The sequence below is a fragment of the Aeromonas sp. s8 genome (genome assembly GCF_040907785.1).
GTDB lineage: Bacteria > Pseudomonadota > Gammaproteobacteria > Enterobacterales > Aeromonadaceae > Aeromonas > Aeromonas veronii.
Genome location: NZ_JBFOCL010000018.1, coordinates 15,061 through 39,119, shown reverse-complemented (window position 1 = coordinate 39,119; position 24,059 = coordinate 15,061). Strand labels below are relative to the sequence as shown.

Genomic DNA, 24,059 nt, shown 5'->3' with positions numbered 1-24,059 from the left:
CGTTGAAATACAGAACCCCCGATGCGGTGCATAGGGGGTTCTGAGTAGAGAAATGCTAGTTGAAAATGTGTAAACCTATTTCAGGACTAGACAACCCATCCCCACGACTTTCGTTCGCCGCTTATCAGCCCACTCATCATCCATTGCTGATGGTCTGAACGGGCTCATCAGGATGGCCAGAGCGGATCACAAGCATAAAAAAACGGACCCAAACCAGAGGTTTGGGTCCGTCTATCAGTGAACCGTCAGCGGCCACGAAGGCTGCCGAGACTCAGCACATGGCATTAACCACGGCCAGAGCGCTTGCGATCCAGCTCGGTCAGCAATTTCTTGCGGATACGGATGTTCTTCGGAGTCACTTCTACCAGTTCGTCGTTATCGATGAACTCGAGAGCCTGTTCCAGAGTCATGCGGATCGGCGGAGTCAGCACTTGAGCTTCGTCGGTACCGGAGGCACGCATGTTGGTCAGCTGTTTGCCTTTCAGGCAGTTAACAGTCAGGTCGTTGGAACGGGAGTGAATACCGATCACCTGGCCTTCGTACACTTCGGTCGCGTGACCGATGAACAGACGACCACGGTCTTGCAGACCGAACAGGGCGTAAGTCAGTGCCTTACCGGTAGCGTTGGAGATCAGCACGCCATTCTGGCGCTCGCCGATGCTGCCACCCTTGTGCGGACCGTAGTGGTCGAAGGTGTGGTACAGCAGACCAGTACCGGAAGTCATGGTCATGAACTCGGTCTGGAAACCGATCAGGCCACGGCTCGGGATCATGAAGTCCAGACGGACACGACCCTTGCCATCCGGAGTCATGTTGGTCATTTCGCCCTTACGCAGACCCAGTTGCTCCATCACGGAACCCTGGTGCGCTTCTTCAACGTCCACAGTCACGGTTTCGAACGGTTCTTGCAGAACGCCATCAACGGTACGCAGGATTACTTCCGGACGGGACACAGCCAGTTCGTAACCTTCGCGACGCATGTTTTCGATCAGGATGGAGAGGTGCAGTTCACCACGACCGGATACACGGAACTTGTCCGGATCATCAGTCTCTTCCACACGCAGAGCCACGTTGTGGACCAGCTCCTGGTTCAGACGCTCCAGAATGTTACGGGAGGTCACGAACTTGCCCTCTTTACCGGCGAACGGTGAGGTGTTGACCTGGAAGGTCATGTTCACGGTCGGCTCGTCAACAGAGAGCGGCGGCAGGGCTTCAACGGCACCGTTGTCACAGATGGTGTCGGAGATTTTCAGCTCGCCCAGACCGGTGATAGCGATGATGTCACCCGCTTGCGCGTCGGTAACTTCAGTACGGGACAGACCCAGGTAACCCAGCACCTGACCGACTTTACCGTTACGAGTCTTGCCGTCAGCACCAACGATGGTGACTTGCTGGTTGGTCTTGACGCGACCACGGGTGATACGGCCGATACCGATAACGCCCACGTAGGAGTTGTAGTCCAGCTGGGAGATCTGCATCTGGAAACCACCTTCGGCATCAGCCTTCGGCGCTTCAACGTTGTCAACGATAGCCTGGAACAGCGGCTCCATGTTCTCGGACTCGACGTCCTGATCCATGGTGGCCCAACCGTTCAGTGCAGAGGCGTAAACAACTTTGAAATCCAGCTGTTCATCAGTCGCGCCCAGGTTGTCGAACAGGTCGAATACCTGATCCATTACCCAGTCAGGACGAGCACCCGGACGGTCAACCTTGTTGATGACCACGATCGGCTTCAGACCCTGAGCGAACGCCTTCTGGGTCACGAAACGGGTTTGCGGCATCGGGCCGTCAACGGCGTCAACCAGCAGCAGCACGGAGTCAACCATGGACAGTACGCGCTCTACTTCACCACCGAAGTCGGCGTGACCCGGGGTATCAACGATGTTGATGCGGTAGTCATTCCAGCGGATCGCAGTGTTCTTGGCGAGAATGGTGATGCCACGTTCCCGTTCCAGATCATTGGAGTCCATGATCCGTTCCTGGCCTTCCGTGGAGCGGTCCAGGGTGCCGGACTGCTGCAGCAGCTTATCAACCAGAGTCGTTTTGCCGTGGTCAACGTGCGCAATAATCGCAATATTGCGTAAATTCTCTAACATTCTCGCCTCAATCACCGGGTAAAATTGGGCGCTAATTGTACTCTTGCCTTTGTGATCTGCCTAGCAGAATTGCAGTACATTCGCGCATAACAACAGATCTGGATCATAGACCTCTCTGACAAACCCTGCTTAGATGGGCAGTGACCGTATTTCGCGCACCATTACAGTGCACCAAAACGATCCACCATCGCACTAAATTGATGCAACGCGAGTCGAGATCGCCTGATTTTGGGGAGCCTCTTCAGCGAGATTGCCCTGAAATCAAGCTGTCACAAACTTGGCACGATACTGGCTTATGTGAATACGACGACGCATTCACCCAGAGAGTTTTAACACCGGAGGTTACTTAGCATGTCAGCCCAGAACGTTTTGGCCCTGATCCAGGAACACGAAGTCAAGTTTGTTGATCTGCGCTTTACCGACACCAAGGGTAAAGAGCAGCATGTATCCATCCCTGCTCACCAGGTTGATGAAGATTTCTTCGAAGACGGCAAGATGTTCGATGGTTCCTCCATCGGCGGCTGGAAGGGCATCAACGAATCCGACATGGTACTGATGCCGGACGCAGCCTCCGCCAAGCTGGACCCGTTCACCGAAGAGACCACCCTGAACATCGTTTGTGACGTGCTGGAGCCTGCCACCATGCAGGGCTACGACCGCGATCCGCGCTCCATCGCCAAGCGTGCAGAAGATTTCCTGAAGTCCAGCGGCATCGCTGACACCGTGCTGTTCGGGCCGGAGCCGGAATTCTTCATGTTCGACAACATCACCTTCTCCAACACCATGGGCCACAGCTTCGTGAAAATCGAATCTGAAGAAGCCGCATGGAACTCCGGCACTGCCTATGAGCATGGCAACAAGGGTCACCGTCCGTTCGTGAAAGGCGGTTACTTCCCGGTTGCACCGGTCGACTCCTCCCAGGATATCCGTGCCGCCATGTGTCTGGTGCTGGAAGAGATGGGCCAGGTCGTTGAAGCTCACCACCACGAAGTGGCCACTGCCGGTCAGAACGAGATCGCTACCCGCTTCAACACTCTTACGCTGAAAGCTGACGAAGTACAGGTACTGAAGTACGTGATCCACAACGTGGCCCACGCCTACAACAAGACTGTTACCTTCATGCCGAAACCCATGTTCGGTGACAACGGCTCCGGCATGCACTGCCACCAGTCTCTGGCCAAGAACGGCGTCAACCTGTTCGCTGGTGACCTGTACGGCGGTCTATCCGAGATGGCGCTGCACTACATCGGCGGTATCATCAAGCACGCCAAGGCCATCAACGCCTTCGCCAACCCGACCACCAACTCCTACAAGCGTCTGGTTCCGGGTTATGAAGCCCCGGTCATGCTGGCCTACTCTGCCCGCAACCGCTCTGCCTCCATCCGTATCCCGGTGGTACCGAGCCCGAAAGCCCGTCGTATCGAAGTGCGCTTCCCGGATCCGGCTGCCAACCCGTACCTGGCCTTCGCTGCCCAGTTGATGGCCGGTCTGGACGGTATCATCAACAAGATCCATCCGGGCGATGCCATGGACAAGAACTTGTATGACCTGCCGCCAGAAGAAGCCGCAGAAGTGCCGACCGTTGCCGGTTCTCTGGACGAAGCACTGGCCGCTCTGGATGCTGACCGCGAGTTCCTGACCCGTGGCGGCGTGTTTAGCGATGACTTCATCAACTCCTATCTGGAACTGAAACAGCAGGATGTTGACCGTGTGCGCATGACCCCGCACCCGCTGGAGTTTGAGCTCTACTACTCCGTCTAAGTCTCAGCAGCCTGGCCGTTTAAATCTGGTCAGCTTGCTTAATCGTGACAAAACCCGCCATCTGGCGGGTTTTTTCTCTGATAGGATTAAGCAAAATACCGTCAAGGAGAGATGGATGAACAACAAGCATGGCATAGGGGTGATCGGCCTCCTGTTGCTGACCTCGTTCGCTGCGGACGCGGCCAAGGTCTACTCCTGGGTCGATGGCAATGGCATCACCCACTATTCGGATGCGCCACCACCCGGCAAAAACGCCAAAGAGGTCGATCTGCGGGTCGCCCCGCTGCTGGGCAGCAGCGCGCCCAGATCGGTGCAGGTGGATAACTTCAACAGCCTGACCGGCGTCGATGCCAAGAAAGAGAAAGAGGCGGCCAAGCTGACCATCGAACTGCTCTCCCCGGAACAGGGCAGCACCCTGCGCGACAACACAGGCAACATCGTCTTTCAGGGCACCATCAGCCCCAAACCTCCGACCCAGTATGATGTGCGCCTGACCCTGGATGGCAAAGCCGCTCCCATCGTCAGCAACAGTCTCTCTGTCCGCGTCGAAAACGTCGATCGCGGCGCCCACGAAGCTCAGCTCGAGCTGCTTGCCAAAGACGGTACGATCCTTGCTAAATCCAGTGCAGTCACCTTTTACCTGCATAGAGCGAGCGTGACGCCGGCTCCCAAACCCACCCCCAAAGCCGACTAGGGGTGATATAGCGCACCGATGCGGGTAAACTCTATGCACCATATCGGTGCATAACAGGTGTGTAGCACCGTTTTAGGGAGAAACCTGTGCCAACCCGCTCGGACAACGCCAAAACACTCTTGGATAATTTGCTGACCGCCGTGATCCTGATGGATGAGCGGCTCTGCATCCAGTTCGTCAACCCGGCGGCTGAACAGCTGCTCTCCCTCAGTGAACGCAGGCTGATCGGCATCGAACTGCCCCATCTGCTGGAACATATCTCCCTCGATTTGCAGCGGCTCAAGCAGTGCCTCGTGTCAGGGCAAGGCTTTACCGACAGCGAAGTGACCCTGGTGGTGGAAGGAGAACCGCGACTGGTGGAGCTGAGCGCCACCCCGATGGCCGACCACGAACAGCGTCTGCTAGTGGTGGAGCTGCGCAAGATCGACCAGCAGAAGAAGATCAGTCAGGAGCAGCAGCAACATGCCCAGCAGCTGGCGGCCAAGGAGCTGGTGCGCGGGCTGGCCCACGAAATCAAGAATCCCCTCGGCGGCCTGCGCGGCGCGGCCCAGTTGCTGCAAAAAGAGCTGCCGGATCCGGCGCTGCGCGAATATACCGGCATCATCATCGAACAGGCCGATCGGCTGCGGGTACTGGTCGATCGGCTGCTCGGCCCCCAGCGCCCCGGCCGTCACCAGATGCACAATGTCCATTCGGTGCTGGAGCAGGTACGCCGACTGGTGGAGCTGGAGCTACCACCGACGGTGCGCATCGAACGGGATTACGATCCCAGCATCCCCGAATTCGAGATGGAGCCGGATCAGCTGCAGCAGGCGTTTCTCAACATAGTGCGCAACGCCGCCGAAGCGCTGGGGGATCAGACCGGGCTTATCCGCATCAAGACTCGCACCGCGTTCCAGATCACCATCCACGGTCAGCGTTACCGGCTGGCAGCGGAGATCAAGATCATCGACAACGGCCCCGGCATTCCCGATGCCATTCGCGACACCCTGTTCTACCCCATGATCACCGGCAAGGAGGGGGGAACCGGGCTCGGCCTCTCCATCGCCCAGAACCTGATCGACCAGCACAAAGGGCGGATTGACTGCATCAGCTGGCCGGGTCACACCGAATTCACCATTTTTCTACCGCTTCGCAAGTAAGGGAACCCCATGACCGCCAAAGTGTGGATCGTCGATGACGACAGTTCTATCCGCTGGGTGCTGGAGCGCACTCTCGGCAGCGAAGGCTTCAACTGCGAGAGCTTTGCCGATGGCGAAGCCCTGCTGCACGCCCTTGAGCTGCGCTCGCCCGATGTCATCCTCTCCGATATCCGGATGCCCGGCATCGATGGTTTGAGCCTGCTGGAGCAGATCCACCGCCGTCAGGCCGATCTGCCCATCATCATCATGACCGCCCACTCGGATCTCGACAGCGCGGTCAACGCCTACCAGCGAGGCGCCTTCGAGTACCTGCCCAAACCGTTCGACATCGACGAAGCGGTTACCCTGGTGCGCCGCGCCGAGAATCACCTCAAGGAGCAGCGCACCAAGCGCAAGTCTCGTCAGCAAGAGGCCACCGCCACCCCGGAGATCATCGGTGAAGCACCGGCGATGCAGGAGGTGTTCCGCGCCATCGGTCGCCTGTCACGCTCCAGCATCTCGGTGCTGATCAACGGTCAAAGCGGTACCGGCAAGGAGCTGGTCGCCCACGCCCTGCACAAGCACAGCCCGCGCGCCCACAAGAACTTTATCGCCCTCAACATGGCTGCCATTCCGAAAGATCTCATCGAATCGGAGCTGTTCGGTCACGAGAAGGGGGCTTTCACCGGCGCCAACAACATCCGCCACGGCCGCTTCGAGCAGGCCGACGGCGGCACCCTGTTTCTCGACGAGATCGGTGACATGCCGCTGGATGTGCAGACCCGGCTGCTGCGGGTCTTGGCCGATGGCCAGTTCTACCGGGTCGGCGGCCACCAGCCGGTGCAGGTGGATGTACGGATCATCGCAGCCACCCACCAGAATCTGGAGAAACGGGTCGCCGATGGCGAGTTTCGGGAAGACCTGTTCCACCGTCTCAACGTCATCCGCATCCACATCCCCGCCCTCAAGGAGCGCCGTGAGGATATCCCCCAGCTGGCCCGTCACTTCCTGCTGCGCGCAGCCAAAGAGCTGAACGTCGAGGCCAAGAGCCTGCACCCCGATACCCAGGCCTATATCAGCCGCCTGCCCTGGCCGGGCAACGTGCGCCAGCTGGAGAACGTCTGTCGCTGGCTCACCGTGATGGCATCCGGTCAGGAAGTGCTGGTCGGCGACCTGCCTGCCGAGCTGCTCACCCCCATCACCCACAACGCCGAACCGGGTCAACCGGCGTTGCCCGGTTGCTGGCAGCAACAGTTGCAGGAGTGGGTGGCCAGCAAGCTGGCGCTGGGAGAGACAGACATCCTGGCCGATGCCATGCCCCAGTTCGAGCGGATCATGCTGGAGACGGCGCTGGAACACACCCACGGCCACAAACAGGAAGCAGCGCGCCTGCTTGGCTGGGGTCGCAACACCCTCACCCGCAAGCTGAAGGAACTCGATCTCTCCTGAGTCCCTGGGAAAAACGATTCCCATCACGCCCTGACAAATCACCGTCCGCCAGAACCCCGTTTAACCATAAACGGGGTATCTTTTTTGAAAGCCCCGCCTAGAATGGCAGGCTTTCAAACCTGACTCGACGAGGGCGCCCCCATGATTGACAGATCTATCCCCCTGACCGACCTGCACCGCCATCTGGACGGCAACATCCGCCCGCAAACCATCCTCGAGCTGGGTCGCCAACACAATATCCAGCTGCCCGCCTTCGAGCTGGAAGCGCTGCGTCCCCACGTGCAGATCGTCGAGAACGAGCCGAGTCTGGTTGCCTTTTTGAAGAAGCTGGATTGGGGCGTGGCCGTGCTGGCTGACTATGACGCCTGCCGCCGGGTCGCCTACGAGAACGTGGAAGATCTGCTGCGCGCCGGTATCGACTATGCCGAGCTGCGCTTCAGCCCGGCCTATATGGCAATGGCCCACAAGCTGCACCCGCAGGGCGTGGTGGAAGCCATCATCGACGGCGTGGCCGCGGGCAGCCGCGATTTCGGTATCAAGACCAACCTGATCGGCATCATGAGCCGCACCTTCGGCACCGAGCAGTGCAATCAGGAGCTGGCCGCCTGTCTGGCTCACCGCGACAAGCTGGTCGCCATCGATCTGGCCGGTGACGAGCTGGGCTTCCCGGGTACCCTCTTTACCGATCACTTTCGCAAGGTGCGCGATGCAGGCATGCGCGTCACCGTACACGCCGGTGAAGCCGCTGGCCCCGAGAGCATGTGGCAGGCCATTCGCGAGCTGGGCGCCGAGCGCATCGGCCACGGCGTCAAAGCGATTCAGGATCCGGCCCTGATGACCTATCTGGCCGAACACCGCATCGGCATCGAATCCTGTCTCACCTCCAACGTCCAGACCACCACGGTAGCGAGCCTGACCGAGCACCCGATCCGCCAGTTCCTTGCCGCCGGTGTGCTGGCCTGCCTCAACACCGACGATCCGGCAGTGGAAGGGATCGACCTGCCCCACGAATATGAGGTGGCCGCTCCGGCCGCTGGCATGACGGCGAGCGAGATCCGCACCGCCCAGCAGAACGGCCTGACCCTGGCCTTCCTGAGCGATAGCGAGAAAGCCGAACTGAGCGCCCGCGCCGCCAGCCGCTGATCCACACCGGCACTGCAAATAAAAACGGCCCACTTCGGTGGGCCGTTTGCTTTGCGGATTTCTGATGATGGGTCAGCACTGGGCCAGCTGGCAGATAGCAAAAGGCCCAAACCGGGTTTGGGCCTTGGCTGATGACGGTGCAGGTAAAAACTACTCCTGCTCCTTGTCACGCTCCAGTGCCCGCTCCACCAGCGGCTCTGGCAGGCTCTTGGTCACCTCCACCCCCAGCTCGCGGAAACGCTCGACCTGCGCAATCAGGTTGCCACGGCCGTTGACCAGCCGTCCCATCGCCTTGTCGTAGCTCTCCTGCGCCTTGTGCAGGCTGCCGCCCATCTGCTGCATCTCCTCGACAAACAGCCGCAGCTTTTCGTAGAGACGACCGGCCCGCTCGGCAATCTGGCGGGCATTCTGGTTCTGCCGCTCGTAGCGCCACAGATTCTCGATGGTGCGCAGCGCCACCATCAGGTTGGTGGGGCTCACCAGCAGGATGTTGTTGTCGAGACCGTAACGCACCAGCGAGGGATCGGCCTCCATCGCGGTGAGGAAGGCGGGCTCCACCGCCACGAACATCAGCACATAGTCGAGGGTGCGCACCCCGGGCAACTGCTGGTAATCCTTGCGGCCCAGCTCGCGGATATGGTTGCGCACCGAGGCGACGTGCTCCTTGAGCGCCACCGCCTTCTCCAGCTCGTCATCGGCGTTGTACCAGCGTTCGTAGGCGGTCAGCGACACCTTGGCGTCGATGATGATGTCTTTTTCCTGCGGCAGGTGAACGATGACATCGGGCTGGTAGCGCTTGCCCTTCTCCACCTCGATATTTACCTGGGTGTGGTACTCGTGGCCCTCGCGCAGACCGCACTCGCTGAGGATCCGCGCCAGTACCACTTCCCCCCAGTTGCCCTGCTGCTTGCTGTCGCCCTTGAGGGCGCGAGTCAGCGCCGCCGCCTCTTCGGTCATGCGGGCATTGAGCTCGGCAAGGCGCTCCAGCTCGAACTTGAGGCTGTGGCGCTGAGCCGTCTCTTGGGCGTGGGTCTCCCCCACCTGACGACGAAAGCCCTCGAGCTGCTCTTTGAGCGGGGTGAGCAGCAGATCGAGGCTATTCTGGTTCAATTCGCGGAAGTTGCCGGAGTTTTGCTCGAAGATCCGGTTGGCGAGATTCTCGAACTGCTGGCTGAGGCGCTGCTCCGCCTCCTGTTGCAGTTGCAGCTTCTCGGCGGCGGCCAGCCGTTCGCTGCGCAGGGTCGCTTCCGCATCCTTGAGGCGGGCGGTGAGCTTGATCAGCAGGGTCTGCTGCTGATCCAGCTTCTGCTGGCCCTGCATCCGCTCATCCTGCAACTCGTCGAAGCGATCCTGCAGCGCTTGATGCCGCTCCTGCGCCAGCATCAGCTCCTGAGCCTGCGCCGTGGCGGCCCGTCGCCCGATCAGCCAGCCAAGCCCGAGGGCCAGTGCGGTGGCGGGCAACAAGATCCCCCAGAGTCCTGGGTCGATCATTTGCGGCTCCGCTGACGCAGGAAGAGTTCGAGATAGCGGTTAACCAGGATCCAGAGCACCACGTAGATGAGGTAAGCGGCCAGCACCACCCACTTGTGGGTGTTGACGCCGGTATCGAGCTCGGCGAACTCGATATCCTTGATGCGGCAGTAGGCCCACATCAGCAGGGGAAAGACATAGAGCAGGGACGCACGCCAGAGAAATAGCCACATATGTTTTCATTCAACCACGTAAAAAGACCCGCCTAGCTTACACAAGGGCAACTGCGCTTGCGATCCTGACGGCCGCTATTCTCTGGCCTGCTTCCCGAAACTTCGATAAAATTAACCCCTAATAGGTATCAGGGGCGAGCATGACTCACTATTTCCTCCGTTGGCTGACACAAGGTTGGCAAGCTTCCCGCAAGCCCGCCGTGGTTTGCCATGAAGCGCGCCCGCCATGGGCCATCGAGGAGTCCCAGTACCTCTCCCTCTGCACCCGCTGTGGCGAGTGTTTCAAGGCCTGCCCGCGCGGTCTGCTCAAACCGGCCACCCAGGAGGAGTACGAGGGGAGCCCCATCGCCGGTACCCCGGTACTCGATCTCGCCTGCGGCCAGTGCAGCTACTGCGGCAGCTGCGCCAGAGCCTGTCCCACCGGCGCCCTCGACCTGCAACTGGGCCGTCAGGTGCAGACCCGGGTGCAGATTGAAGAGAGCTGCCAGGCACGGCAGGGCTTCTACTGCCTGCTCTGTGAAGATGCCTGCCCGCAACAGGCGATCAAGGCCACCGCCGACGGCATCAACGTCAATATGGATGCCTGCAATGGCTGCGGTGCCTGCGGCCTCGCCTGTCTGCATGGCGCCATCACCCTGATCCGCCAGCCGGGCAGTCGCTAAAAACCACCTGCTTACAAAAGCAAAAGGGGCCATCAGGCCCCTTTCACATCTTGTTCGATATTCCACGCCCCGTCAGGCCATGGTCACAATAGTCTCTTGCTCGATACCCAGCAGGTGGCAAAGACGGTTGGGATCGCGCACCGCATCAGCCAGAGTGTACTCACCCAGCACTTCGAGGAAGGCGTTCATGGCGCGGCGCAGAATGCCCTGAATGCGGCAGCCGCCGGAGAGACGGCAGTTTTCGCGCTTGCAGTCGACCGGACAGAGCACATGCTCCATGTCCATCACCACATCCCGCAGGTTGATAGAGACTGCAGAGCGACCGAGGCGGATGCCACCGTGCTTGCCGCGTACCGTCTCAATGTACCCCTTGATGCCAAGCTGGTGCACAATTTTGACCACGTGGTTGCGAGAGATGCCGAAGGTATCGGCCACTTCGGTAATGGTCGACAGACGATCCCCCGGCTGAACCGCCAGGAAGGTCAGGGTACGCAGGGCGTAGTCGGTAAATCGTGTCAGTTGCATGGTCGCACTTGCCTCTTACTACAAGCCAGGAATCAGGACGACAACATTGAGCTAAGAGGCAGGAGACAACCGGTTCGCCTCTGTTTGCCCATTGGTTCGCCAGAGGGGGCCTGTCTCTTAATCTGAGTTGCGGAGTGACAGGTTAAGAGCAGCACAACCGGGTGTCGATGAAGATGCACATAAATCGACACTTTCTTTGATTGATCGCAAACTTGCCGGGTTAGCCCGGCGTTTGCCCGCTTTATGGCGGGTAAATCTACCGAATAGTCCACCTCGCCAAGCCCCTTCGATCAGCAGCCATATGGCCCGCAAACCGCCCCTCAATCGACCGTCAAAGAGGTGGTTCAGTGGGGTTGTTTCAGCCAGTTTTTCAGCGCAACCGAGGGGATGGAGCTCTCGGAGGCGACGGCAAACGCGCCCCAGTCCACCGCGCACTGTAGCGCATCCTTGATCGCCATGCCCCTCGCCAGACCATGGATCAATCCGCCAGCGAAGGCATCCCCCGCCCCCGTGGTATCGACCACCGAAACCGGCCGGGCGGCGACCCGGATCTGCTCGTCACCATGGATGGCCACCGCCCCCGCCTTGCCTTCGGTCAGCACCAGCCATTCGAGCTGCTCCCCCGCCAGCTGGCGGGCATGCTGCCAGGGGTCGCTCACCTCGCCGAGATCGGAGCGGGAGGCCACCAGCACGTGGCAGGGACGGCGTGCCTGCCCCCCCTTGGGATACTGGGCCACTACAAAGCTCTTGCCGAGCATCTGGCGCATGTAGCTGATGATGGAGGTACCGGGATAGTTCACATAGAGGCAATCCACCCCCTCCAGCGGCAGGTCGCCGGGCAGATCGGGGCGCCGCGGGCGGCGCAGTATGGTGCGCTCGCCGGTGGAGTCCACCAGAATGAGCAGCTCGCCGGTCTCGCCGCCAAAGCGCTCCACATGGCTGCAATCCAGCCCGTAACCGGCCGCCTGCTCCAGCAGCCAGTCGCCGGTCTCGTCCAGCCCGATACGGGAGGCGATGGTCACCTCGTGGCCCGCCCACACCAGCCCGATGCCGGTGTTGGCCGCGCCGCCTCCCAGCCTGCGCCCCTGATCCACATATTGCAGCCGGGCCCCCGCCACCAGCGGTTCGGAGAGGGAGAGCACATGATCACAGTTGAGATTGGCAAGCAGCAGAATGCGGGACATAGAGACCTCGGACGATGGAGATAGCCCAAAAGAGACAGGCTGAACCCCGAGTAGAGCCCAGCCTGACAGAAGAGACAACCGGCAGCGATCGGGAATCCGATCGGGATCAATAGATGGGCAGCTCCACCCCGGCCAGCAGCTCGTCGATGCGCGCCTGACTCGGCTGCTGCATCACGCTCTGGATCACCTCCTTGGTGAGATGGGGCGAGAAGGAGCTGATGAAGTCATACATGTAGTTTTGCAGCAAGATGCTCTTGCTGAAACAGATCTGCGCCGGACAGGGTTTGAACAGGTGCTCCAGATTGATGGAGACCAGCCCGGGGCTGTCGGTGTCGTTAGCCACCAGCGAGGAGATGATGCCGATGCCAAAGCCCAGCTCCACGTAGCGCTTGATCACCCCGGCGTCCATCACCGTCATGTAGTAGCTCGGGGTGAGACCGGCGGCATGGAATACCTCGTCCTGCACCTGACGACCAGTGGCGCCACTCTCGTAGCTGAGGATGGGGTAGTGGCAGAGCTGCTCCAGGGTCGGCTTCTTCACCTTGGCCAGCGGGTGATCCTGCGGCACCACCAGCGAGAGAGTCCAGAGGTAGGCGGGCAGCGCAATCAGCTCCTTGTCGAAGCCAATTTCGTGGGCAACGATGGAGAAATCGGAGTAACCCTTGCTGATCTGCTCCTTGCTCGCCGACATCACCGGATGGAGGTGGAACGAGATCTTGGGGTACTTCTTGGTGAAGTAGGTAACCGATTTGGGCAGCAGATAGCGGGCGATGGTATGAGTGGTGTGAATATTGAGGGTGCCCACAGTCGGATCCAGATACTCGCGGGAGATCGCCTTGATCTTGCTCTCAATGTTGAGCATCGCCTCGGCACACTTGATGATCTCCTCACCCACCGGGGTGATGCGGTGCAGATGCTTGCCACGGCGCTCGAAGATCCGCACTCCCAGCTCGCTCTCCAGCAGGCCGATCTGCTTGCTGACCCCGGGCTGGCTGGTGAAGAGCGCATCGGAAGCCACGGACACATTGAGGTTGTGGTCCCGGATCGCGATCAAATACTTCAATTGCTGTAGTTTCAAGGCGTCACACTCTCACACTGGTTTGGCTCAGACAGGTTTGGCTCAGGCCGGGACGGCAATCAAGCCAGACAAACAGGCCGCCACATGGGCGGCCAGTGTACCATCCGATCCCGACATCTCAGCGCTTGATCCTTCATTTTGCTACAAAATCTAGCATCCGAAGGAGTGGCTGACAAACCGGGTTCAGGCCGCGCCAGCCCGCAGCGGCAGGATCCCCAAAAACTGCAGCAGCCACTGCATCATGGTCGCCGAATCCACCTCCCCCTCCAGCGAGGAGAGGCTGCTCTGGTAGCGCTCGTCGGGTAACAGGCCGCGGCGCCGCTCGATCAGCGCCCGGTTGTACTCCACCGAGAACTCCGGATGCCCCTGAATGGCGACGATGTGATCACCCTGCAAAAACATGAAGTTGGGGCAAAAATCGTTGCCCGCCAGCCGGGTCGCCCCCGGCGGCAGCAGTGCCACCTGATCCTGATGGCTGGCCAGAATGCGGATCTGATCCCGCGCTGGCGCCATCCAGGGCTCATCTGCCAGCATGGGGTGCACCGACACACCCAGCCCCCACCCCTTGGTAGACTTCACCACTTCGCCACCCAGTGCCTGGGCGATCACCTGATGACCGAAGCAGACACCGGCCAGCTTGACGTCGGCATCGTGCGCCTGACGGATCCACGCCCGCAGTGCCTGAATCCAGGGGATATCGCTGTAAGCATCGTGGCGCGAGCCTGTGATGAGCCAAGCATCGCACTCGTGCAGATCCTCCGGCAGCTCCCCATCGAGAGCCGACCAGACCTGAAATTCCAGTTCGGGGGCCAGGGCCGCAAAGCCCCTGATAAACATCTCGGAGTAAACGGGACCAAAACGATCCGCCAGATCGGGATCGAGCCGGTCACAATCGAGAATTCCCAATCGCATCTGTTGTTCCTTTACAGAGTTCGCCCCCGCCAATCAACGACCGGCGGGGGCAAGAGGTTAGGCCATGAGCACGCGCCAGCGCGTCACTTCATGGTCGGCATGGAGAACTCGGCACCACTGCGCAGGCTCTGGGGCCAGCGCGCCGTCACCGTCTTCATCCGGGTATAAAAGCGAACCCCGTCCGGCCCGTGCATGTTGAGCGGCCCGAAGATGGAGCGCTTCCAGCCGCCAAAGCTGTGAAACGCCATCGGCACCGGAATGGGGACGTTCACCCCTACCATACCGACCTGCACCCGCGCCGTGAAGTCCCGCGCGGTGTCTCCGTCGCAGGTAAAGATGGCGGTGCCGTTGCCGTACTCGTGCTCGTTGATGAGGCGCAGCGCCGTCTCGTAGTCCGGCACCCGTAAGATGGAGAGCACAGGACCGAAGATCTCCTCGCGGTAGATACGCATCTCTGGCGTCACCTCGTCAAACAGGCAGCCTCCGATAAAGTAACCCTCGTCGTGGCTCAGCGTGCGACCATCGACCCGCAGCGCGGCCCCTTCGGCCACCCCCTGATCCACGTAGCCACGCACCTTGGCCAGATGCTCCTTGCTGATGAGCGGCCCCATCTCGTTCTCCGGGCTCTGACCCAGCCCCGGGCCCACCCGCAGTTTTTCCACCAGCGGTGTCAGCTTGGCCACCAGCGCATCGGCGGTCTCGTCACCCACCACCACGGCCACCGAAATGGCCATGCAGCGCTCGCCCGCTGCCCCATAAGCAGCCCCCATCAGGGCGGAGACCGCCTGATCGAGATCCGCATCCGGCATCACCACCATGTGGTTCTTGGCACCGCCCAGCGCCTGCACTCGCTTGCCGTGGGCCGAGGCGGTGGCATAGATGTACTGGGCGATGGGGGTGGAACCGACAAACGAGACGGCACCCACTCGCGGGTCGGTCAGCAACACATCCACCACCTCCTTGTCACCGTTCACCACGTTGAGCACGCCGTCCGGCAGACCGGCCTCCTTGAGCAGCTCGGCCATCCGCAGCGAGAGGGAGGGATCCTTCTCGGAGGGTTTGAGAATAAAGGTATTGCCGCAGGCAATGGCGACCGGGAACATCCAGAGCGGCACCATGGCCGGGAAGTTGAACGGGGTGATACCGGCGCAAACCCCCACCGGCTGCATCATGGAGTAGCTGTCTACTCCACGGCCGACGTTGAGGGAATGCTCCCCCTTGAGCAGATGGGGAATGCCGCAGGCAAACTCCACCACCTCCAGCCCGCGGGTCAACTCACCCTGCGCATCGGAGAAGACCTTGCCATGTTCGCGGCTGATGAGCTGGGCCAGCTCGTCTCTGTGCTGCTCCATCAACTCCTTGAAGCGGAAAAAGACCCGGGCCCGCACCAGCGGCGGGGTTTGCGACCAGTCGGCAAAGGCGCGCTCGGCTATGGCGATCGCCTCCTGACACTCGGCGGCGCTCGACAGCCCCACGCTCCCCTGTTGCTTGCCGCAGGCTGGGTTGAAGATGGCCCCCTGGCGCTCGCTGCGACTCTCCTGCGGCTGGCCATTGATAAAGTTGCTGACCCTGTATGTCATGTATCCTCCGTGATAACTGACGCAGTAAATGCGCTGAGCAAATCAACGCAAGGCCCCGCCAGTGCGGGGCCATCAAATGGGTTAAGGTTGTACCTGCAGGGCATCCTGCAGCAGGGTGAAGAGATCGTCGATCTGGCTGCGCTCGATGATGAGGGGCGGCGACAGGGCGATGATGTCGCCGGTCACCCGGATCAATGCCCCCTTCTCGAAGCAGCGCACAAACACCTCGTAGGCACGCTTGCCCGGCGCATCCGGGATGGATTCCAGCTCGATGCCCGCCACCAGCCCGTAGTTGCGCACATCCTTCACATGCTTGCAGCCCTTCAGCGAATGTGCCGCCTCCTCCCAGTAGCCCGCCAGATCGGCGGCGCGGCTGAGCAGGTTCTCGTTGCGATAGATCTCGAGTGTCGCGAGCCCGGCGGCCGCCGCCACCGGATGGCCGGAGTAGGTGTAGCCGTGGAACAGCTCGATGGCCCCCTTGCCTGCCGCCATCATGTCGTCATAAATGTGCTTCTGCACCAGCACCGCCCCCATGGGGATGGCGCCGTTGGTGAGCCCCTTGGCGCAGGTGATCATGTCGGGGATGACATCGAACTCCTGTGCGGCAAAGGGGGAGCCGAGGCGACCGAAACCGGTGATCACCTCGTCAAAAATCAGCAGGATGCCGTGTTTGGTACAGATCTCCCGCAACCGCTTGAGGTAGCCTTTAGGGGGCATCAGCACGCCGGTGCTGCCAGCGATGGGCTCGACGATCACCGCCGCGATATTGCTGGCATCGTGCAGGAAGACGATCTTCTCCAGCTCGTCGGCCAGCGCCACATCCTCCTCGGGCAACCCTTTGGTGAAGGCATTTTTGGCGATGTTGAGGGTATGGGGCAGATGATCAACGCCAGTCAGCAGGGAGCCGAACCACTTGCGGTTGCCGGGAATCCCCCCCACCGAGATGCCGCCAAAGCCGACCCCATGATAGCCACGCTCGCGGCCAATCAGTCGGGTACGGGTGCCCTGACCGCGAGCCCGCTGCCAGGCCAACGCGATTTTCAGCGCGGTATCGACCGACTCGGAACCGGAGTTGGTATAGAAGACGTGGCCAAACCCCTTGGGGGCGATCTCCACCAGCCGGTTGGCCAGCTCGAACGGCAGGGGGTGGCCCATCTGGAATGTAGGGGCGAAATCGAGGTGGGAAATCTGCTGGGAGACCGCCTCGGCAATCTCGCGCCGACCATGGCCCGCGTTGCAACACCAGAGTCCGGCTGTGCCATCCAGTATCTTGCGGCCATCCTCTGAGTGATAATACATCCCCTCTGCCGACTTCAGGATGCGCGGCGCCGCCTTGAACTGCTGGTTGGCGGTGAACGGCATCCAGAACGCGGACATGTCGGAGGGCGTATTGATGTCGCTGATCGGTTTCATGGTCACCTCATCCTTAAGGTGTTTAGCAACTGTCGGCTGATGCCTATTAAATTAAACACCTGAATCCATAAAAAAGGGCTCGATATTGCCCTGTCTGGTGCCACCCCTAGCTAGATGCATCAACAGGGTGGTATAAGATATTTAACACAATTTTAATAATAGTAAACAGTCAAGGAGTGTCTATAGATGGATATCGGTCACCGCCTCAAGGCGGTTCGCACCAAGGCAGCCCTCTCCCAGCGCGAGCTGGCCAAGCGCTCCGGTGTGACCAACGGATTTATCTCCCAGATCGAGAAAAATCAGGTGAGCCCCTCTGTCGCCTCCCTGCGCAAGGTGCTGGAAGGCATCCCCATGTCGCTGGCCAGCTTCTTCACCGAAGAGACTGAAATGGGCACCGAAGTGATCTTCCGCGCCGCCGATATGCCGGATCTCGGCACCCATCCCATCAGCTACCGGCTGGTCGGGCACAGCCGCGCCAACCGCGCCATCGGCATGTTGCAGGAGGTGCTGCCACCGGGCGCCGACACCGGCGACGACATGCTGAGTCACGAGGGTGAAGAGTGCGGCATCGTCATCAAGGGCGAAGTTGAAGTGACCGTGGGCGAGCAGATCTACCTGCTGGGCGCCGGGGATGGCTACTACTTCGACAGCCGCACCCCCCACCGTTTTCGCAATAGCGGCGAGCAGGAATGCGTGCTGATTTCGGCCAACACCCCCGCCAGTTTCTGACATTCAGACGCGCATCGGCAGGGGAGCAATGTTTAATGAATTGTTACAAGATGGATTTACAAGCGGCTGGATGTTTAGCATATTGATACGCGGAAACTGACTTTTGCCGGTTCAAGGAGTGAACATGAGTGACCTGACCCTGGCCCAGTGGCAACACAAGGCCGCCCATCAGACCCTTCCCTCGCAAGCCTTTATCAACGGCAGCTATCGGGATGCCGTCAATGGCGCCACCTTCGATTGCATCAACCCGGCCAACGGCAAGCTGCTGACCAAGGTGGCGGCCTGCGATGGCGCCGATGCCGAACTGGCGGTACAGGCTGCCCGTGACGCCTTCAACGACAAGCGTTGGAGCGGCCTGCCGCCGAAACAGCGCAAACAGATCATGCAGCGCTTCGCCGAGCTGATGCGTCTCAACAAGGTGGAGCTGGCGCTGCTGGAGTCGCTGGATATGGGCAAACCCATCGGCGATGCCATGGGCTATGACGCCCCCGCTGCCGCCAACTGTATCGCCTGGAACGCCGAAGCCATCGACAAGATTTACGATCAGGTCGCCCCGGTCGAGGAGTCCGCCCTGGCACTGGTGACCCGCGAAGCGCTCGGGGTGGTTGCCGCCATCGTTCCATGGAACTTCCCGCTGGTGATGGCCTGCTGGAAGCTGGGCCCGGCGCTCGCTACCGGCAACTCGGTCATTCTCAAGCCTTCCGAGAAATCCCCCCTGACCGCCCTGCGTATCGCAGGTCTGGCCAAGGAGGCGGGTATTCCGGACGGCGTGTTCAACGTGCTGCCGGGCTTTGGCCATACCGTGGGCGAGGCGCTGGCCATGCATATGGATGTGGATTGCATCACCTTCACCGGCTCCACCAAGATCGGCAAACATCTGGTGGAGTGCTCCGGCAAGTCCAACCTCAAGCGCGCCTTTATGGAGTGCGGCGGCAAGAGCCCCAACATCATACTGGCCGACGCACCGGATCTGGACGCCGCGGCCAAGAGCGCCGCTGGCGCTATCTTCTACAATCAGGGCGAGGTGTGCACCGCCGCCTCCCGCCTGCTGGTGCAAAACAGCATCAAGCCGCAATTTATGGAGCGACTGCTGGCCCATGCCCGCGAGTGGATCTCGAGCAACCCGCTCGACCCTGCGACCCGTATCGGCGCCATGGTGGATCACATCCAGATGGAACAGGTGCTGCGCTATATCGAGATTGGCAAGCAGGAGGGGGCCAAGCTGCTGCTGGGCGGCAACCGCACCAACATGGAGAGTGGCGGCTTCTATATCGAACCCACCATCTTCGACGACGTGACCCCGCAGATGCGCATCTTCCGCGAGGAGATCTTCGGCCCTGTGCTGGCGGTGACCGGCTTCGATACCCTGGAAGAGGCCATTGCGCTGGGCAATGACACCGACTACGGCCTGGCCGCGGCGATCTGGACGGCGGATCTCAACAAGGCGGTGAAAGGTTCCCGCGCCCTGCGCGCCGGTACCGTGTTCGTCAACAACTGGGACGGTGGTGACATGACCATGCCGTTTGGCGGCTTCAAACAGTCCGGCAACGGTCGCGACAAGTCACTTCATGCGCTGGAGAAGTACACCGAGCTGAAAAGCACCTGGATTCAGCTGGAATAACACGAAAAAGCAGCACTATCGGATCAAAAAGGGGGAGAAATCCCCCTTTTGCATTTTTGGCCTTCCATCACCGGGCTCAATCCTTATAATGATAAAAAAGCCAACATGTTAAATATAAAGACAAAAATGCTATTTTTTCTGGGAAGCGTACTTTTTCTGGTGATCGGTTTGCCCCTGCTGTTCTTCGTGCTGGGGCACGGCGAGGCCTACGTGACCTGGGGCCCCTGGATCTCCGCCATCGCCCTGATGTTGTGGCTGTTGATGGACGTCGACAAGATCCGCCGCGGTAAAGGCTGACCGGCCAGCCACACTCCTCCTATCCCTCAAACTTTGTTTATTCGCTTCTTTCCCCGCAAAAGGATCGCTACACTGATTTTTTGCGATGTTTTCCCGCATCCAACGCTTCAGTAAAGGTCATCCGCATGCCGCAACAGATCCAGCGTCAGGGCGTCATCTACGCCCTGTGCGCCTATACCCTTTGGGGCATAGCCCCCATCTATTTCAAGACCATCTCTGCCGTTCCAGCCGCCGAGATCCTGACCCACCGGATGATCTGGTCCTGCGTGCTGCTGATGGTGCTCACCCTGGCAGGGCGCCAGTGGCACAAGGTGCAGGCGGTGCTGCGCCAGCCAAAAGTGTTGCTCACCCTGGCGTTTACCTCAGTCACCGTCGGCGGCAACTGGCTGCTGTTTATCTGGGCCATCAACAACGGTCACATGCTGGATGCCAGCCTCGGCTACTACATCAACCCGCTGTTCAACGTACTGTTGGGAATGGTGTTTCTGAGCGAGAAGCTGCGCCGCCTGCAGTGGTGGGCAGTGGCGCTGGCCTTTGCCGGGGTGGCGATCCAGCTTATCGCCTTTGGCTCCTTGCCCTGGATTGCGCTGGTGCTGGCGTCGAGTTTTGCCATCTATGGGCTGGTGCGCAAAAAACTGGCCCTCGATGCTCTCACCGGTCTGTTGATCGAAACCATGATCATGCTGCCGCCAGCGGCCATCTATCTGTGGGGCTTTGCCGACAGCCCCACCAGCCATCTCACCCAGAACGACTGGCACCTCAACCTGCTGCTGATCACCGCTGGCGCCGTCACCACGGCCCCCCTGCTCTGCTTCACCGCCGCCGCGACCCGGCTCAAGCTCTCCACCCTGGGCTTCTTCCAGTACATAGGCCCCAGCCTGATGTTCATCCTCGCGGTCACCCTCTATGGGGAAGCGCTGGCGATGGACAAACTGCTCACCTTCGCCTGCATCTGGAGCGCGCTGGTGCTGTTCAGTCTGGATGGGCTGCGCAGCGGCAAAGCCGCGCCAAGCCGGACCTGACACCACCTCACCACCAGCGACCCCGGCTCATCAGCCGGGGTTCTTTTTCGTGCCACCAGCGGCCTTCTGACTGCGACTTCCCCTTCTCTAGGCCGACTCGCCATCAACAGGCCACACCCGAGTCGCACCATCCCGCCAGAGAGCTATGCTATCCATGGAACGGAGCCGAATGGAGGCAACATGCTCAAGCACATTCACGACAGATCCCTGCTTTTTGGTCAGGTTCTGGGGATCATGGTCATTATCACGCTGATCTCCATCAGCTTTTTCGGGCTTTACTCGGTCCGGAGCGCAGCCGATCAGATGGGACAGGGGAAGGATGTGGTAGCCGATATTCTGCCGCCGCCCCTCTACCTCATCGAATCCCAGTTGCAGGTCTACACCCTGCTCCATGCCAAACCGGAAGAGCGGGAGGCCCTGCTGCAAACCCTCACCCGGCTTCAGCAAGAGTTCGAGAGCCGTAACCGCTTCTGGCAAGAGAGCAGCCTGAACGAGCCCCTCAGGGAGCTGCTGCTGGGGGAGCAAAAAGTGCAGGGGAAGCTGTTCTGGCAGTTGCTCAACGACAAATTTGTCCCCGCCATCAAGGTGGGGAACCTGGCGCAGGCGGGCGCGATTGCGGCGCGCCTGCACACCCTCTATAACGCCCACCGGCTAGGGGTGGACGCCACCGTCATCCGCGGCAACGAGTATGCCGCCGAGCAGATGGCCCATCTCGCCAACACCACCCGACTCTGTTACGCCCTGCTGTTGTGCGCCGCACTGCTGGGGGCCGGACTCATCTTCTGGCTGGGACGCCCCACCCAACAGCGGCTGCTGGCCGCTGGCAAGGCCACCGCCGCCATCGCCGAAGGGGAGTTGAACCGCCCCATGCCAGAGCCGGGCCTTGATGCCATCGGCGAGCTGATCCGCCAGATCGGGGCCATGCGTGACCAGCTGGCAACCCTGGTGGAGTCCCTGCAGCGCAGCGCCAGTACGCTGGATGATCGCGCCACCAGCCTGACCGCCATGGCACAACGGCACAACGGCACACCGATGACAGTCAGGCACAGGTCGGGGCGGCCCACCATATCGAACAGGCCATCGAACAGCTCACCCACTCCATTGAACAGGCGGGTAGCCAGCTACATCAGGTAGGGGAGCAAACCCTGCAGTCAGCAGAGCGGGCACAAGAGGCGACGCTCGCCATCCACACCGTGGAACAGGTGATCGGGGAGCAAGTCACAGGAGTGAAGCAGGTCTCCCATACCATTTCGGATCTGGCTGGCCTCTCGCAGCAGATTGTCGGGCTGGCGGGCGCCATTCACGATATTGCGGAGCAGACCAATCTGCTGGCGCTGAACGCCGCCATTGAAGCGGCGCGGGCAGGCGAACAGGGACGCGGTTTTGCCGTGGTGGCGGATGAAGTACGCTCGCTGGCGACCCGCACCGGCAGCGCCACCACCGAGATCAACACCATCATCGGCAAGATCCAGGATGTCAGCCTGCGCGCCGCCAGCGAGATGGATACCGAGCTGGCCCGGGTCGAACAGGCGGTCACTCATACGATGACAGCGCGCCAGAGCGTCGCCCGGATCGCGCAGAGCTGCGAGGAGATCAACCAGCGCATCGCTCAGGTCGATCAGTTGATGAGCGATGAGACCCGGCTGGTACAAGGGATCCACCATCAGGTCGGCGAGATGTCGCGGTTGGCGGCCGAGGCCAACCAGAGCGCCAGTCAGGCCGCCGAAGAGGCGACCATGGTCGCCCAGCACGCCCGTATCCTGACCAGACAGACTCACCACTTCCATCTCGACACCACCCGCCATTGATCCCCGGCGCTGACGGGAGCCAGCGCCCCCCCTTTTTCTCTGCATTGGTTAAATGGGTAGCATTAGACTCCACGAGGGAATAGGATCCGCCCCTCTGAAAACCAACTGCAAGGATCAACTGACATGAATCGAAAATGGTCGCTCCCCATCGTGGCAATCGCGGGGGGAGCGTTACTCTGGCTCGGCAACACCTTTGGTATGAAATGGGCTTTGATGGCCCTGATCGGATTCGGCTTCGGCTTCACCCTCTCCTTCAGCCGCTTCGGCATCGTATTCGGTTGGCGCGAAATGCTGACCAAGCGCAACAGCTACTATGTGCGGGTTCACCTGCTCACCATCGCCATCGAAATTCTGCTGTTCACCACCTTCCTCTCCTTTAGTCACGCCCTGTTTGGCGATGCCATGGTGGGCAACGTGATGGCTATCGGCATTCCCTTCATCGTCGGTGCCTTCCTGTTCGGCATCGGCATGCAGCTGGCAGGCGTCTGCGCCACCGGCACTCTTTATTGCTGCGGCGAGGGGCAACCCCGCTTCTGGCTGGTGCTGATCTGCTACGGCATCGGCACCCTCATCAGCAACCAGTTCCGTCCCGAGCTAGAGGCCACCTTCTCCAGCCATGTGGTGCTGGCCAAGGATTTGACCGGCAATATCTGGAGCGGCATGCTGCTCAACCTGGCGCTGGTCGCCGCGCTGTTCCTGCTGTTTCGCAAGAGCGAACTCAAGCGTACCGGCGAGCTCAAGCCCCTCTTCAGCGGCGGCAATCTGTTCTGGCGCGATGGCCGCTTCACCGTGCTGACCGGCGGCATCATCATCGCCATACTCAACTCCACTGTCGTCGCTCTGCACGGCTCGGCCTGGACCATCACCGGCGCCGTCTATGACATGGCGCTGCGCGGCGCCTCCCTGTTTGGCCTGTTCGAGGGCAACCCCAAGCTGGCACAGCCACTCTTTATCAACCCCATGGTCGGCATGTTCTGGCTCGGTATTCTGGGGGCCATGCTGGCGCGCTGTTTGAGCGGTGGCGGCAACTTCGCCCCGATGCGGATCGGCAACAGTCTGGCCTCCATCCTCGGCGGCCTGCTGATGGGAATGGGCGCCATGTACGCCGCCTGCAACCTCGGCGGCTTCTTCGATGGCACTGCGTCTGGCAGCCTTCACGGCTGGGTCTGGATGTTGATGGCCCTCGCAGGCAGCCTCATCGGCATTCGCCTGCGGCCGCTGTTCGGACTCTGAGGCTCGACATCGTAAACACCCCATAAGA

The 24,059-nt window shown here is 60.6% G+C and carries 22 protein-coding genes; 13 read left to right on the top strand and 9 right to left on the bottom strand.

The window, feature by feature from the left end:
• Positions 1-284: 284 nt before the first annotated feature.
• Positions 285-2,096 (bottom strand): translational GTPase TypA, encoded by a 1,812-nt coding sequence (gene typA, locus AB5Y86_RS06555; RefSeq protein ID WP_005339679.1) that lies wholly within the window; start codon positions 2,094-2,096, stop codon positions 285-287.
• 351 nt (positions 2,097-2,447) lie between these two features.
• On the opposite strand from typA, the gene glnA reads away from it, so the two are divergent.
• The 5 genes from glnA to add all read left to right on the top strand — a co-directional run bounded on the left by glnA (position 2,448) and on the right by add (position 8,264).
• Entirely contained in the window at positions 2,448-3,857 is a 1,410-nt protein-coding gene (gene glnA, locus AB5Y86_RS06550; protein ID WP_005339672.1) for a glutamate--ammonia ligase, read from the top strand.
• Positions 3,858-3,972: 115 nt separating this feature from the next.
• Positions 3,973-4,551 carry a DUF4124 domain-containing protein gene (locus tag AB5Y86_RS06545; protein WP_368192439.1) on the top strand — a complete coding sequence of 193 codons (579 nt, stop codon included), beginning with the start codon at positions 3,973-3,975 and terminating at the stop codon, positions 4,549-4,551.
• 86 nt (positions 4,552-4,637) lie between these two features.
• A complete protein-coding gene (gene glnL, locus AB5Y86_RS06540) occupies positions 4,638-5,693 on the top strand; it encodes a nitrogen regulation protein NR(II) (protein ID WP_005341973.1) in 1,056 nt (351 codons plus the stop codon).
• A gap of 9 nt (positions 5,694-5,702) precedes the next feature.
• Positions 5,703-7,121, top strand: a complete 1,419-nt coding sequence (gene glnG / locus AB5Y86_RS06535; protein ID WP_005339666.1) for a nitrogen regulation protein NR(I) — start codon at positions 5,703-5,705, stop codon at positions 7,119-7,121.
• A 141-nt stretch (positions 7,122-7,262) separates the two neighbouring features.
• Positions 7,263-8,264, top strand: coding sequence for an adenosine deaminase (gene add / locus AB5Y86_RS06530; protein ID WP_213390139.1), 1,002 nt, complete (start codon positions 7,263-7,265; stop codon positions 8,262-8,264).
• A 150-nt stretch (positions 8,265-8,414) separates the two neighbouring features.
• On the opposite strand, the gene rmuC is transcribed toward add, so the two are convergent.
• Positions 8,415-9,755 (bottom strand): DNA recombination protein RmuC, encoded by a 1,341-nt coding sequence (gene rmuC / locus AB5Y86_RS06525; RefSeq protein ID WP_368192438.1) that lies wholly within the window; start codon positions 9,753-9,755, stop codon positions 8,415-8,417.
• Positions 9,752-9,967, bottom strand: a complete 216-nt coding sequence (locus tag AB5Y86_RS06520) for a hypothetical protein (RefSeq protein ID WP_005339659.1) — start codon at positions 9,965-9,967, stop codon at positions 9,752-9,754. Before AB5Y86_RS06520 ends, rmuC begins: the two co-directional genes overlap by 4 nt.
• A 140-nt stretch (positions 9,968-10,107) precedes the next feature.
• Between AB5Y86_RS06520 and AB5Y86_RS06515 the strand changes: the two genes are divergently transcribed.
• Positions 10,108-10,629, top strand: a complete 522-nt coding sequence (locus tag AB5Y86_RS06515; protein WP_005339657.1) for a ferredoxin-type protein NapF — start codon at positions 10,108-10,110, stop codon at positions 10,627-10,629.
• A 72-nt stretch (positions 10,630-10,701) separates the two neighbouring features.
• On the opposite strand, the gene AB5Y86_RS06510 is transcribed toward AB5Y86_RS06515, so the two are convergent.
• From AB5Y86_RS06510 to AB5Y86_RS06485, 6 genes are all read right to left on the bottom strand, one after another.
• Positions 10,702-11,154 carry an Rrf2 family transcriptional regulator gene (locus AB5Y86_RS06510; RefSeq protein WP_005339654.1) on the bottom strand — a complete coding sequence of 151 codons (453 nt, stop codon included), beginning with the start codon at positions 11,152-11,154 and terminating at the stop codon, positions 10,702-10,704.
• Positions 11,155-11,498: 344 nt separating this feature from the next.
• Complete coding sequence (locus AB5Y86_RS06505) at positions 11,499-12,338, bottom strand: PfkB family carbohydrate kinase (protein WP_043823201.1); 840 nt, start codon at positions 12,336-12,338, stop codon at positions 11,499-11,501.
• 106 nt (positions 12,339-12,444) lie between these two features.
• The gene (locus AB5Y86_RS06500; RefSeq protein ID WP_005356189.1) at positions 12,445-13,416 is read right to left on the bottom strand and encodes a LysR substrate-binding domain-containing protein; all 972 of its coding nucleotides are present in this window, start codon (positions 13,414-13,416) and stop codon (positions 12,445-12,447) included.
• 183 nt (positions 13,417-13,599) lie between these two features.
• Positions 13,600-14,328, bottom strand: coding sequence for a glutamine amidotransferase (locus tag AB5Y86_RS06495; RefSeq protein WP_064337566.1), 729 nt, complete (start codon positions 14,326-14,328; stop codon positions 13,600-13,602).
• 83 nt (positions 14,329-14,411) lie between these two features.
• On the bottom strand, positions 14,412-15,908 hold the full coding sequence (locus AB5Y86_RS06490) for a CoA-acylating methylmalonate-semialdehyde dehydrogenase (protein ID WP_368192437.1): 1,497 nt from the start codon (positions 15,906-15,908) through the stop codon (positions 14,412-14,414).
• An 81-nt stretch (positions 15,909-15,989) separates the two neighbouring features.
• The gene (locus AB5Y86_RS06485) at positions 15,990-17,321 is read right to left on the bottom strand and encodes an aspartate aminotransferase family protein (protein WP_368192436.1); all 1,332 of its coding nucleotides are present in this window, start codon (positions 17,319-17,321) and stop codon (positions 15,990-15,992) included.
• Between the two features lie 186 nt (positions 17,322-17,507).
• Here AB5Y86_RS06485 and AB5Y86_RS06480 point away from each other — a divergent pair, with 186 nt between their 5' ends.
• From AB5Y86_RS06480 to AB5Y86_RS06450, 7 genes are all read left to right on the top strand, one after another.
• On the top strand, positions 17,508-18,050 hold the full coding sequence (locus AB5Y86_RS06480; protein ID WP_005339643.1) for a cupin domain-containing protein: 543 nt from the start codon (positions 17,508-17,510) through the stop codon (positions 18,048-18,050).
• A gap of 124 nt (positions 18,051-18,174) precedes the next feature.
• The gene (locus AB5Y86_RS06475; protein ID WP_368192435.1) at positions 18,175-19,671 is read left to right on the top strand and encodes an aldehyde dehydrogenase; all 1,497 of its coding nucleotides are present in this window, start codon (positions 18,175-18,177) and stop codon (positions 19,669-19,671) included.
• A 126-nt stretch (positions 19,672-19,797) separates the two neighbouring features.
• The gene (locus AB5Y86_RS06470) at positions 19,798-19,968 is read left to right on the top strand and encodes a hypothetical protein (RefSeq protein WP_005341999.1); all 171 of its coding nucleotides are present in this window, start codon (positions 19,798-19,800) and stop codon (positions 19,966-19,968) included.
• 125 nt (positions 19,969-20,093) lie between these two features.
• Positions 20,094-20,990, top strand: a complete 897-nt coding sequence (gene rarD / locus AB5Y86_RS06465) for an EamA family transporter RarD (RefSeq protein WP_201958736.1) — start codon at positions 20,094-20,096, stop codon at positions 20,988-20,990.
• Between the two features lie 180 nt (positions 20,991-21,170).
• Entirely contained in the window at positions 21,171-22,124 is a 954-nt protein-coding gene (locus AB5Y86_RS06460; protein ID WP_368192434.1) for a HAMP domain-containing protein, read from the top strand.
• A 92-nt stretch (positions 22,125-22,216) separates the two neighbouring features.
• Positions 22,217-22,798, top strand: a complete 582-nt coding sequence (locus tag AB5Y86_RS06455; RefSeq protein ID WP_368192433.1) for a methyl-accepting chemotaxis protein — start codon at positions 22,217-22,219, stop codon at positions 22,796-22,798.
• A gap of 123 nt (positions 22,799-22,921) precedes the next feature.
• Positions 22,922-24,031 carry a YeeE/YedE thiosulfate transporter family protein gene (locus AB5Y86_RS06450; RefSeq protein ID WP_368192432.1) on the top strand — a complete coding sequence of 370 codons (1,110 nt, stop codon included), beginning with the start codon at positions 22,922-22,924 and terminating at the stop codon, positions 24,029-24,031.
• The last annotated feature ends 28 nt before the right edge of the window (positions 24,032-24,059 follow it).